Below are 11,939 nucleotides of genomic sequence, written 5' to 3' on the forward strand. Positions count from 1 at the left end.
CGGGAGGAAATTTTCATGACGCTTGCCCGTCCGCCTGAACCCAATTGGTCGCAAATATCGGGGCGGTACCCTAGGACCCGCTCCAAACGAATTTATATTCATCCGCCATTGGCCGATTCGTTGGTAGAAGTGAGACCGGATTTAACGCTAATCGTAAAGGATGCATTGGCACGAAAAGGCCAACTCCGGAGAGGGCACGGCTTTTTTCTAAGCGCGACTGCAGGCGGAGATCCGCAATTTTTCGATTTTCGCAACGTAGAGCAGACGTACATGTCGCCCAAGGAACCGATCTTATTCTCATCGCTGCCGCAATCCGGCTTTGACCATCGATTGACGAGCTTGACCGTACCGGAGCCGGATGGCGGCGCGCGCGTTCACCTCTATCTGTCGATCGCCAATTTGCATCCGACCCGCGCCAGATCGGCGGATTGGTATTTTGCGAGCGTTGAAGACATGCATGAGAACTTTTATGTCGATATCAACGAAGACTATGTCCCCTATGATCAAGTCCTGGCGCCATGGCTGAACGGGATGGAGCTCGAGCATCGGGCAACGGAGTCCTTCAGCGGGCTCCTTAGCGATGGGCGGGGCGTTGCGATCCTCCGGTATGACGCGGCGCCTCACACGAACGTGGCGTATGCGGCACAAGCCGGCGAATTCGCCAACATTCTTAAGTTTAATATGGAGCTTGCTCCCGGCGAGACAAAGAAAATCCATATCGAAATTTTCGATACGGTTACCGGAAGAACGAATGAAATGGCTTCCATTCAGAGTGAGAGCTTCTTAGATGAAGCAACGGCGATTGAACAATGCAGGCAGATATGGAACCTGGCGTTAATGGGGAAAGCAAACGTTAAAGTGCCGGAACCGATTATTCAAGATATATTCGATACGGCCCAAGCCAACGCCCTGCAGTTGATAGCGGAAAGAGCGGATGGATCCGCTTTGCCCGGACAAGGCGGGTTCAACGAATATACGACCGTGTATTCCTGGGAAGTATCCGTGTATTTGAAAATGCTGAATCGGCTTGGCTACGGGGATACGGTTAAAAAAACGCTGCAGTATTTTTTAAGCACGCAGGCCGGCAGCAAGGGGCCTGCCGGGGACATCGTGTCTCCCGAGGGATCCTTTCGCGCGCATATTTTCTGGATGTGCGAGACGGGAGCCGTACTTGGGCTGCTTGCGGATTATTACTTGACGACGAAGGATCGATCGTGGTTCGGCGAGCATCTGCCGGCGATCGTTCAAGCCTGCGAGTGGATCAAAAAAGAACGCGGCGCGACCAAAATCGTTCAAGAAGACGGCACGAAAGCAGCGCATTACGGTCTGCTGCCGAAAGGACGCGTTCACGATTGGCCTGATCAAGGGCATTTCTTTTTCTCGGACGCGCATACGTGGCATGGCCTGCATCTGATGGCGCTCGCGCTGAAGGATTGGGGCTATCCGGACGAGGCGATATACACGGCGGAAGCGCAGGATTATCGGGAATGTCTTGAAGCGGCGGTTCGGCGGGCCACCTATCCGCATCCCCCTGGCGAGCAAATCCGATGGATCTCCAATGAAGTGTACACGAAGCCGGGAGAAAAGAAGGCCGTATATGCGATCGATGGGCCTGCCGTCCTGTTGGACACGGGAATCATCGACGCCGAGGATTCGATCGTCCCCGAGATCGAGTATTATATGCGCAGCTATTTTTCCATGGGCGACTTGTTCGCGGTGAGGTTGCCCGAGATGGAAGATGCGGCGCTCGGCAAGCTTCAGGAGCAATATGCGGGCTCGCCGATCGACTTATACTACGTCAACCAGGTGGAGCGAATCTGGCATCGGGTGTGGTGCTTGCGCGGAGAACGGGAAAAGGCCTTGCGCTATTTTTATTCGACCATGGCCTTTTCGACGACGCTGGACACCCTGCACGTACAAGAACGCTTTTGTCCGCAGTTGCCGTGGCTGTCGCCCTGGCAGCCGAACGGAAGCGGAAACGGCCGCGTAATGGAGATGATTTTAAATTCGCTTTACCTTATAGAAGATCGCACGCTTAAGCTGCTGCCCTGCGCGCCGGCCGAGTGGCTGGAGCCCGGGAAGCGGATCGAAGCGAACAGGGTAGCGACCTATCTCGGAGAGCTTTCATTTAAGGTGATCAGACGCTCGCTTGATACGTTGCACGTCGAAGTTCAACTGCCGGAAGGGATTCAAGCGATCGACGTCACGATCGTATTGAAGAACGGCTATGCCATCCAAAAGGTTCAAATGCTGGATGGGGAAGATCAGAATCGCGACGGTCAAGATCCGGAATGGAAGGGAACCATCAGCGGCGATAAGCTGCATCTTCCGAATTCAAAACGGGAGATAAAAATGCTCGTGCAGCTGTCCGCAGAAGAGGGGATGGTTTAGTTGGAACAACAACCTTTCAAAAACTCAGAAGAACGGTGTAATGAAACAGACGAGCTGACATGGCACATGCCGGATGAGCCTCCTTTTCAAATCGCCGGATTTGCCTGGTGGACGAAGGAGCGCAAGTATCGCCGGCTGCCGACCGTCGCGCCCGGCGCGATTCGCGAGATCCTGGACGAGTTGGCGAACAACACTTCAGGGGGTCAGATTCGGTTCCGAACGAATGCGAGGAAGCTTGCCATCCGGGTCAAGCTGTTCGCGCCGAACACCGCGGAGCATATCCCCGCGACGGCCGTGAACGGATTCGACTGTTATTTGGGCGCGCCAGGCGCGCAGCGGTATTTCGGGACGACGAGATTCCCGCACGATGCCGATCATTACGAGTACGTGTTTTTTGATGGGCTGGAGGCGGCGCAGCGCTGCGTCACGTTGAATTTTCCGTTGTTCCAGGGCGTGCATGAAGTTCGCATCGGGGTAAATCCCGATGCCGATATCAGCGCGTTTCCGGCGTATTCGTCGGATCGCAAGGTCGTTCTCTACGGAACGTCGATCACGCAAGGAGGCTGCGCATCGCGGCCCGGGATGTCGTACACCAATATACTGAGCCGCCGATTCGACCGGGAGTTTATTAACTTGGGCTTCTCCGGCAACGGCCAAGGCGACCCCGAGATTGCGAGGCTCATGAACGAGATCGACGATCCGGCCTGCATCGTCCTCGATTATGACGCCAATAACCCGAACATCGACAATCTGATCCGCACGATGCCCGCTTTTATTCGCATTTTGCGAAGCCGGCATGCCGAAGTGCCGATCCTCGTCCTGTCGCGCATTCCTTACGGCTACGAGCAAACGCAAACGTCATCCTATCAAGACAGAATCGCGAGACGGGACTATCAAAGCGGATATGTAGAGGAGCTCCGGAGCCAGGGCGATCGCTTTATTGACTTCTACGATGGGGCCGATTTACTCGGGGAGCGCTGGAACGAATGCACGGTAGACGGCGTCCATCCGACCGACTTTGGCTTTATGCGGATTGCCGATGCCTTGACGCCGATACTGAAACCGATTCTGTTGTAAGCGCAAACAGAAGCTGCGACGCCGAATTTTCGGTTCGCAGCTTCTCAGCCATTAGCATATTTTTTCTTTTTGCCAACGGATGGCGTGGTCGAATTTCGTAAACCTGAATTCATGGCTCCTCCAATAATGCTTCAGCTCCTCTTTGGCCCAGCCCTCGTAGAGCTCATCCCATTCATACGGACCATGGGGCTTCAAAGAAGAAGGTTCAATGACTTCGCTAGCCGGCTGATAGCGATAATCGCACGATAGCCGAATTTGGCCCGGGATCTGGTTCGGCATCGATTTGTGAACGGTGTGGCTGTGAAATACGAGCACGTCTCCGGCCTCGTAATCGATCGTCTGCCAGTCGTAATCGAGTCCGCACAGGATCGATTCCAGCCCGCCTGCTCCCGGGTTGCTCGATACGCCGAGCAGTCCGGCCTCATGGCTTCCTTTGAGCACGGCCAAGCCGCCCAGTTGTCTCGACACGTCGCCCAGCGGCATCCAGCAGGTCCAGGTGTTGGACGCGCCCTGGATATGAAGGAAGTCCTGATGCGAAGGCGTGATCTTCGCATCTCGATGCGGAAGCATGACCCGGCCGATATTCCGCGGATGCGGAAACGGCTTTTCATTGAACAAGGTAGAAAAAATCTCCAGGATTTCCGGCGAATGAGCCAGGGCATGAAAAGCTTCGAGCTTTTGAATCCGGCGGTACATCTCGATCGTAACGCCAACGCCGTTCCATTGCAGCTCCTCCGAGGTGTACCGATTGACGGCTTCGACGTCGGCCATCCCGTCCATAAGCGGGAATTTCGAATCCATCACGCCGAAGCTGTCCAAGATCTCCAGGACGCCCCGGCGAACTTCGAGCACGCGAGCTCGCGGGAGAAGGCCTTTGAAGAACAGAACGCCATCCTCGTCTGCTATGGCGCGCAGCCGATCGGGTTGGCCAAGCAGCGGGCCGGCGTCCGCGAAGGTGCCGGAGACGGGTTTTCGATCGTTGTCCATCGGTATATCCATTGCGTGTGTTCCTCCTCTCTTGATGTTGTCATCATAGCAGCGGGACCGCCAAAAACATTTAGATGGCAGCGCAAAGGTTTGTCATTTACCGGAATGGAAATAGGGAGGGGTTGGCGGTTGGAAGCGTTCATCAAGGCCATCGAAAACGCGCAGCCGGTCGTTCATTTTGCGAATCGGTGGGTCAGCAGTCCGGGCGAATCCTTCGGGCCGCGGACGATCGGGGATTACCAATGGATCTTCGTGAGAAGCGGAAAAGGCAGCGCGCGGATCGGCGGCCAATCGTTCCGCGTTTACTCCGGATGCTTGTTCACCTACGGTCCCGGGCAGCCGCATTGGTTCTGCTCGAGCGACGACGATCCGTTGGTGTTGTACGGCTTGCACTTCGGTTATGCGGGACATTCGGGCCTAGACGATGTCCTGCGTATGATCCGAGACGTGGATTGGGATCGCTTCGAAAAAATAAATCCCGACGTCGCCGTCCCATTCCCCCCAAGAATGGAGACGGGCGCTTGGCCGTTGCCGTACTTCGAACGACTGGTTGAGGAGTATCGGGGTAACCGGACGCTGGGCGCCCTGGTGTTAAGAGGGCTGCTCAGCGAGCTGCTGGCCAGAGTGGCACGGTGGGTCATCGATAAGCCGATTCCGGCGATGCCGCAGGACAAGCGAATGCTCCGCGTGAAAGAAAGCTTGCGGAGCAAAGCGATGGAGAACTATCAGACGGATTGGTTGACGGAAGGGCTGCCTTACAGCCACGATTACATTTCCCGTTTGTTTAAGCAATGCTTCGGGCAATCTCCGCGGGAGTATCATAACCAGGCGAGATTGGCCCAAGTCCAACGATTGCTCGAGGAAACGGAGCTGAGCTCCACCGCGATCGCCGAGCGGATGAATTTCGGCAGCGTTCATCATTTTTGCAAATGGTTTAAAACGAATACGGGCATGCAGCCGGGGGCTTACCGCAAAAGAAGCCGGTTTTTGTAACCGCCCAAGAGAAGATGGCGATGCGGCTTACGATTTCATGTTCTTTTCCAACCGATCGATGATGATCTCTTGCGCATTTACGATATGCCGAGTCAGCTCGTCCGCCGAGTCGGGATTCCTTGGGATGACCAGGTCCGCCAACCGGCGATGGCTATCGTAAAATTGCCGGTAGGTCGCGCTGGTCATATTCGTGATTTCCAATATCGCTTGGAACACGTTCGCCATCGTATTCCATGCCGCCAGCAGGGGGCTGTTATCGGCCATCATCACCAGGCTGCGGTGAAATTGGATGTCGAGAACGGAAGTCTCCGCGCTCGAAGGCGCATTCCCGGGGACGGACAGACGTTGTTCCAGGACTTCCATGACTTCGAAAAGGGGGCGGAAGTGGAAGGAGCGATTGGCCAATATTTACTCGAGCGCTTGCGGGAAAGGAGAGAGGGAAGTGAGAAAGCTTGCGATATGGGGTGCGGGTATTTTCGGAGACCGCAGGGAACGGGAGTTGTTCGAGCCGGCCGGTTATCACGCTGACTATTATGAATGCGACGACCCGCTTGAACTTGCGGCTTCGATGACGGACGCCGAAGGGCTGATCGTGAATCTCGAACAAGTCTCGGATGAATTATTGGACCTTCTGCCGGGCTTAAAAGTGATCGGACGATACGGCGTCGGCGTCGACAATATCGATCTTGAAGCCGCATCCAGGCGGCGAATACCGGTCATCAACGTGCCGGATTATTGCGTCGACGAAGTCGCGGAGCATGCGGTCAGCTTCATTTTTGCGGCCAACCGAAAATTGCCGATCGCAGCGTCTTTGCCAAGACAAGGCGACTGGGGCAAAGTGCAAGCGCTCAAGCCGATTCGCGCGATCAAAGAGATGACGCTCGGTGTCGTCGGGACCGGGCGGATCGGCATGAAAGTGATTGAGATGATGGCCCCTTTCGGTTGCAAAATTCTAATTTACGATCCCTACCTCGCCCATGCGCAACTGCCGATGAACGCGGAAACGACCGGATTCGATCGGCTGCTTGCGCAGTCCGACATCTTCACGATTCATTGTCCGCTGACGGAACAAACCCGGCGCATGTTCCGTGCCGAAACGTTCGCCCGAATGCGGAAGCAGCCGGCCATCGTCAATGTCTCGCGGGGGCCGATCGTCGACGAACGCGATTTGCTCGCCGCATTGGACGAAGGCATCGTGTCCTTCGCCGCGCTGGACGTCATGGAGACGGAGCCGCCGGGGCGGGATCATCCTTTGCTGAATCACCCTAAGGCGCTCGTCACGGGACACGCGGCCTGGTACTCCGAGCAATCCGAGAACCGGCTAAGGGATCTGCTTGCCGTTCGCATGTTGGATTATCTGGAAGGCCGGCCTGTTCCCTCGATCGTGAACAAATTTTAATGACGAATAAGGAGTGTATGACCCATGCGTAAAGCGAACGCGATCCGCGCATCCGAAGTGAAAACGTTGTTCGTAGACGAAACGTATTCGTCCAAGATGCTCATCGACCGAACGAATTCGGATACGTTTAATACCCAGATCAACATGGGAATCGTGGCGCCGGGAGCCAGTCATCCCGATCATAATCACCCGACCGACTATGACGAATTTTATTTGGTCATAAAAGGCCAAGGTATGGTGCGTCTCGATGGGCAGGAGTACGATCTGCTGCCAGGCGACGTCGCGTTCATTCCGGGCGGTTCCTACCATGCCATCGCCAATAGAAGCGATACGGAAGAGTTGGTCATATTTACGGTTTGGCCCAAGCATCCGGAGGAAGGCGCCAACCCGGTTTACGATCAGCGCATCCGGGAGTGGGGCAAGTCGTACGCGACGATCCACGATTAACTTTAATTCAGAAAGAGGCGCTCGCCTATGAGATTGCATGGGAAAATCGCGCTCGTCACGGGAGCGGGGAGAGGCATCGGACGCGGAATCGCCTTGGAATTGGCCAAGGAAGGCGCAGACGTCGTCATCCATTATCGCAGCAGCGAACGACTGGCCTTCGAAGCGGCGGAGACGATCCGGTCATCGGGCAGAAGGGCGCTGCTCCATCGTGCGGACCTCTCCGACATCAAGCAGATCGACGGGATGATGGAGGCGATCCGCGAGCAATGGGGCGGCGTCGATATTCTGGTGAACAACTCGGCCATCGATCCGACTTACGATTTTTTCGAAGTCACCGAAGAACGTTGGGATCAGGTGCTGGACACGAACCTGAAGGGCGGCTTCTTTTGCGCCCAAGCCTGCGCGAGAGACATGGTCAAGAAGGGCGAAGGCAAGATCATTTTCATCAGTTCCGTACACGGGAATACGACGATGCCGAAATATTCGGCTTATGCGGCGTCGAAGGGCGGGATTAATGCCATGACCCGGCAGCTTGCGCTCGACTTGGCCCGATACAACATCCAGGTCAATGCGATCGCTCCGGGAGCCACCGACGTAGAGAAATTTCATGAGGACCCCGGGCACGATCCTGCAGCGATCGGAGAGCAGATCCCGCTTGGGCGGATCGGTTACCCGGACGACGTGGCCAAGGTCGCCGCGTTTTTCGCATCCTCGGACTCGAACTTCGTTACCGGGCAAGTGTTAACCGTCGACGGCGGATCCAGTACGCGGTTTTTCCTGAGAACCTGAAAGGATCGCCAATCGATTCGAAAGGATGATTAACGTGGAGTTTGCAGATCGAGTCGTTCTTGTAACCGGATCCGGCAACGGAATCGGGAAGGCCATTGCATTCGCGTTCGCCAGGGAGGGCGCAACCGTCGTGATCTCGGATATTGATGGCGGAGCTGCTGAAACAGCGGCGCGCGAGATCGAAGCCATGGGAGGCAAGGCTATGAGCGTTCGGACGGATGTCTCGTCGGGCGAGGAGGTGGAACGCCTTTTTGCGGAAATCCATCGCGTGTATAGCCGCCTTGATATTCTGATCAACAATGTCGGCACGACGATCCGTAAACCGACGGTTCATTTTACCGAAGAAGAATGGGATTTTATTTACGATACGAACGTCAAATCGATGTTTCTGTGCGCAAGGGCGGCCGGTAAATGGATGTTGAAGCAGAGGGCCGGTTCGGTGGTCAATATCTCCTCCATACTTGGCATGGGCGGAGTCAGCCGGCGTCTACCGTATGCTTCCTCCAAAGCGGCGGTGGACAGCTTTACCCGGACGCTCGCCTGCGAGTGGGCGCTCGACGGGGTTCGGGTGAATGCCGTCGCTCCCGGCTATATTCGAGCGGATGGATTAAATCAAGCGTTCGTCGCGGGAATCTTGAAGGAAGACGATATGGTGCGTAGAACGCCGCAGGCGCGCCTGGGCACGCCGGACAATATCGCCGACGCCGTCCTGTTTCTGTGCTCCGCCAAAGCGGATTATATTACGGGAACGGTTCTTTACGTCGATGGGGGGTATTCCGCGTACCAGGGGCCCGAGCAGGTGCCATCCTTCCACCATGATCTATCGGTTTGGAGCGGGGTTTGACGAGTCGGCACAAACGTCTTGACTTTATACCTACTAAAAGGTAGACTGCAAATATGAACAACAACAAAAACACGGCAGAGTTGATTCTCGATACGGCCCAACGACTCGTGCAAGAAGTAGGCTTTAACGGCTTCAGCTATGCGCACATCGCTGAGAAGGTCGGCATTCGCACGGCGAGCATCCATTATCATTTCCCGAATAAGGAGGATTTAGGAGAAGCGCTGATCGCCAGGTACCAGCGGGAGTTCGTCATTAAAGTCGATCAGATCGACAACGAGACGCAGGACAACTTGGAGAAAATACGCAGATATATCAATATCTTCAGTATTCCTGTCGATACGTACTGTACCTGCCTGAGCGTGATGCTGTCATCGGATCTGGCTACCTTAACGGAGAAGGTTCGGGAGAAGCTGGCCGCGTTTTTTACCGCCAACCTTGAATGGCTTGAACGGGTGCTCGAGCAAGGAAGAAGCGAAGGGCAGCTTCGGTTCGAAGGATCGGCGCAGACGCAGGCGCACAAAATTTTGACATCGCTTCAAGGGGCGCAATTGCTTGCACGAACCTTTCGAGATGCCAACCGGTTTAATTTGATTGGCGAAGGCGTCATATCCGCTTTTACATAGCAGGACTAGCGGATATTTTTTTCTCTTCATTGTCTACCAATTAGTAGATAGACGTTGATGGATTTTGATTGAACAATAGATTGCGGAGGGCGTGAAGCATGCTGTATGAATTGCGGACCTATCAGATGAAGCCGGGCAAGCTTCCGGCAATGTTGGATCGGTTTAGGACGGACACGATCGCATTATTAGCCAAGCATCAAATGAAAGTCGCCGAATTTTGGGTGGACGCGGACGAATCGAAGGACCGCTTGTATTACGTGCTCGAACATCCCGATAGCGCTTCGAGAGAACGGAATTTCAAGGCGTTCATGGACGACCCCGAATGGCTCGCTGTGAGAAGACGGACGGAGACGGACGGCGTGCTTTACGAGTACGTCGAGAGCGCGTACTTGAAGCAAGCTGCGATTTCTTCAAGGCTAAATCCGACTTTACGGGAACAAAAGTTATACGAGATGCGGGTTTACGATGTCAGTCCGGGAAAGATGGAGGCGATTATGCAGCGCTTCGACCGGCATGTCGTTGCCTTATTCGAAAAGCACGGGATGACGATCAAGCATTTTTGGTTAGATTCGGATGATGCGAACAATCGTCTTTATTATGTAGTCGAACATCCCGACATGGTCACGCGCAATGAGAACTACGCGCGCTTCCGCGCGGATCCCGAATGGATCGAAGCGAAGCGGCTATCGGAGCTGGAAGGCCCATTGACTCAGAAGCAGGAAAGCATCTTTATGAAAAAAGCAGCGTTTTTCAATGAAACGAAACCAACGAATGAAATGGAGCGATTGAAATGAAAACACTCGTCATCGTAGCGCACCCGAACCTGGAAGCGTCCAACTGGAACAAAGCATGGGTCGAAGAACTGAAAAGGAACGGCGATATTACGGTACACGAGCTCTACAAAGAATATCCCACCGAGAATATTGACGTTCAGCGCGAGCAGCGGCTCGTCGAAGAACATGACCGCATCATCTTCCAATATCCGCTTTACTGGTACAATATGCCGCCGCTTCTCAAAAAGTGGTTCGATCATGTGATGCTGTACAATTGGGCTTACGGTCCGGAAGCGACTGCGACAATCGGCAAAGAGATCGGCGTAGCCATCTCGACCTACGGCTCGACCGAATCCTACCAACCACAAGGATCCAATCGGTTTACGCTGGAACAAATTTTGGCGCCGATTCAAGCAACCGCACGTTTCATCAGCGCCTCATACCTGCCGCACTTCACGGTTAATGACACGTCCGACGTGACGCCCGAGCGCTTGACTCAAAGCGGCAAAGCTTATGTCGAGCACATTTTAACAGTTAAATCGGTACCGGCGGCGTAACGAAGGACGATGCCACCTGAAAAATTCGTTCAAGACGATGCCGGCCTCGGCCGTACCGTTCTCAAGTTCGAGGTTCGATGCAGGTATCGTCTTGACTTTAACCATAATAGAGGCAGCGATCATAAAACGAGCAATCGAGGGAAAGTATATGTCGTAACCAAAGGAGCAATGCGCTTATGCCGATCGTAAACATTCAAGTTACGCGAGAGGGCACGACGCCCGATCGCGATTCGGTGACCGCTGAAGAGAAAGCGGCGCTCATCAAGGGTGTAAGCGAACTGCTGCTTCAAGTGCTGAATAAGCCGCTGGAGTCAACGTTCGTCGTGATCGAAGAAGTCGACACCGACAATTGGGGCTGGGGCGGACTTCCGGCACTGGCGTATCGCCGGAAGGCAGCTGAGCTAAAGGCAGCCGCTGAACGCTGAATCTAGACGAAAATAAACGAGGTAAGCTGATGTACGCTTACCTCGTTTATTTTTTTGGAGAGCGGCAATCTCAAGACTTCGTTTTCCGGCATGGAAATCGATCCAATAATTGAATATGGCAAATGCGAAGCGCGAATGTTATGATAAGTAACCCGCAGGTTAAAGCACAGTTCCTTTACACGAGTTAAGAACTTGGGAATTGGAAAACTTTGATCATTGCGGAAAGCAAGTAGAATTGATATGATGTAATTCCTGCTTCGGACAACGAGGTAGACAAGCTTTAAGAGATTGCTCCTTGAAAACTGAACATCGAGCGTTAAAACAAACGGACGCTGAAGCCTTTCGGGGCGGAAGCAAAAGTTATACCAGCTTTATCATGAGCAAGTCGAACTACCCTATATGGAGAGTTTGATCCTGGCTCAGGACGAACGCTGGCGGCGTGCCTAATACATGCAAGTCGAGCGGATCTCTGATGGAGCTTGCTCCTGATGAGATCAGCGGCGGACGGGTGAGTAACACGTAGGCAACCTGCCCTGAAGACCGGGATAACATTCGGAAACGAATGCTAAGACCGGATAGGCAACGAGGTCGCATGATCTTGTTGAGAAACACGGTGCAAGCTGTGGCTTTGGGA

13 protein-coding genes and 1 rRNA gene are annotated in these 11,939 nt (G+C 54.3%); 12 read left to right on the forward strand and 2 right to left on the reverse strand.

The genetic code is table 11. The annotated features are described in order from the left end of the window. Positions 1-165: 165 nt before the first annotated feature. Positions 166-2,391 (forward strand): hypothetical protein, encoded by a 2,226-nt coding sequence (locus BM235_RS20255; RefSeq protein ID WP_143106712.1) that lies wholly within the window; start codon positions 166-168, stop codon positions 2,389-2,391. 66 nt (positions 2,392-2,457) lie between these two features. Beyond that, positions 2,458-3,468 (forward strand): SGNH/GDSL hydrolase family protein, encoded by a 1,011-nt coding sequence (locus tag BM235_RS20260; protein ID WP_090116045.1) that lies wholly within the window; start codon positions 2,458-2,460, stop codon positions 3,466-3,468. A 51-nt stretch (positions 3,469-3,519) separates the two neighbouring features. On the opposite strand, the gene BM235_RS20265 is transcribed toward BM235_RS20260, so the two are convergent. Beyond that, positions 3,520-4,467, reverse strand: a complete 948-nt coding sequence (locus BM235_RS20265) for a phytanoyl-CoA dioxygenase family protein (protein ID WP_090116046.1) — start codon at positions 4,465-4,467, stop codon at positions 3,520-3,522. 117 nt (positions 4,468-4,584) lie between these two features. Between BM235_RS20265 and BM235_RS20270 the strand changes: the two genes are divergently transcribed. Then, positions 4,585-5,448: a helix-turn-helix domain-containing protein gene (locus tag BM235_RS20270; RefSeq protein WP_158543828.1), complete on the forward strand. Its 864-nt coding sequence runs from the start codon at positions 4,585-4,587 to the stop codon at positions 5,446-5,448. A 27-nt stretch (positions 5,449-5,475) separates the two neighbouring features. Here BM235_RS20270 and BM235_RS20275 read toward each other — a convergent pair whose 3' ends face one another. Beyond that, the gene (locus BM235_RS20275; RefSeq protein ID WP_158543829.1) at positions 5,476-5,853 is read right to left on the reverse strand and encodes an FCD domain-containing protein; all 378 of its coding nucleotides are present in this window, start codon (positions 5,851-5,853) and stop codon (positions 5,476-5,478) included. A gap of 37 nt (positions 5,854-5,890) precedes the next feature. On the opposite strand from BM235_RS20275, the gene BM235_RS20280 reads away from it, so the two are divergent. From BM235_RS20280 to BM235_RS20320, 9 genes are all read left to right on the forward strand, one after another. Continuing rightward, the gene (locus BM235_RS20280) at positions 5,891-6,847 is read left to right on the forward strand and encodes a C-terminal binding protein (RefSeq protein WP_158543830.1); all 957 of its coding nucleotides are present in this window, start codon (positions 5,891-5,893) and stop codon (positions 6,845-6,847) included. A gap of 24 nt (positions 6,848-6,871) precedes the next feature. Then, entirely contained in the window at positions 6,872-7,294 is a 423-nt protein-coding gene (locus BM235_RS20285; RefSeq protein WP_090116049.1) for a cupin domain-containing protein, read from the forward strand. A 27-nt stretch (positions 7,295-7,321) separates the two neighbouring features. Then, the gene (locus BM235_RS20290) at positions 7,322-8,083 is read left to right on the forward strand and encodes an SDR family NAD(P)-dependent oxidoreductase (protein ID WP_090116050.1); all 762 of its coding nucleotides are present in this window, start codon (positions 7,322-7,324) and stop codon (positions 8,081-8,083) included. Positions 8,084-8,108: 25 nt separating this feature from the next. Beyond that, the gene (locus BM235_RS20295; protein WP_090116051.1) at positions 8,109-8,927 is read left to right on the forward strand and encodes an SDR family NAD(P)-dependent oxidoreductase; all 819 of its coding nucleotides are present in this window, start codon (positions 8,109-8,111) and stop codon (positions 8,925-8,927) included. A gap of 53 nt (positions 8,928-8,980) precedes the next feature. After that, on the forward strand, positions 8,981-9,550 hold the full coding sequence (locus BM235_RS20300; RefSeq protein WP_090116052.1) for a TetR/AcrR family transcriptional regulator: 570 nt from the start codon (positions 8,981-8,983) through the stop codon (positions 9,548-9,550). 98 nt (positions 9,551-9,648) lie between these two features. Next, on the forward strand, positions 9,649-10,344 hold the full coding sequence (locus BM235_RS32650) for an NIPSNAP family protein (protein WP_090116053.1): 696 nt from the start codon (positions 9,649-9,651) through the stop codon (positions 10,342-10,344). Then, positions 10,341-10,880 (forward strand): NAD(P)H-dependent oxidoreductase, encoded by a 540-nt coding sequence (locus tag BM235_RS20310; RefSeq protein ID WP_090116054.1) that lies wholly within the window; start codon positions 10,341-10,343, stop codon positions 10,878-10,880. The genes BM235_RS32650 and BM235_RS20310 overlap by 4 nt, the downstream gene beginning before the upstream one ends. Positions 10,881-11,056: 176 nt before the next feature. Then, entirely contained in the window at positions 11,057-11,305 is a 249-nt protein-coding gene (locus BM235_RS20315) for a tautomerase family protein (protein WP_090116055.1), read from the forward strand. Positions 11,306-11,701: 396 nt separating this feature from the next. Then, positions 11,702-11,939: ribosomal RNA gene (locus tag BM235_RS20320) — 16S ribosomal RNA — on the forward strand; the annotation flags it as partial.

It is taken from the genome of Cohnella sp. OV330 (assembly GCF_900112065.1).
In the GTDB taxonomy this organism is placed as follows: domain Bacteria; phylum Bacillota; class Bacilli; order Paenibacillales; family Paenibacillaceae; genus Cohnella.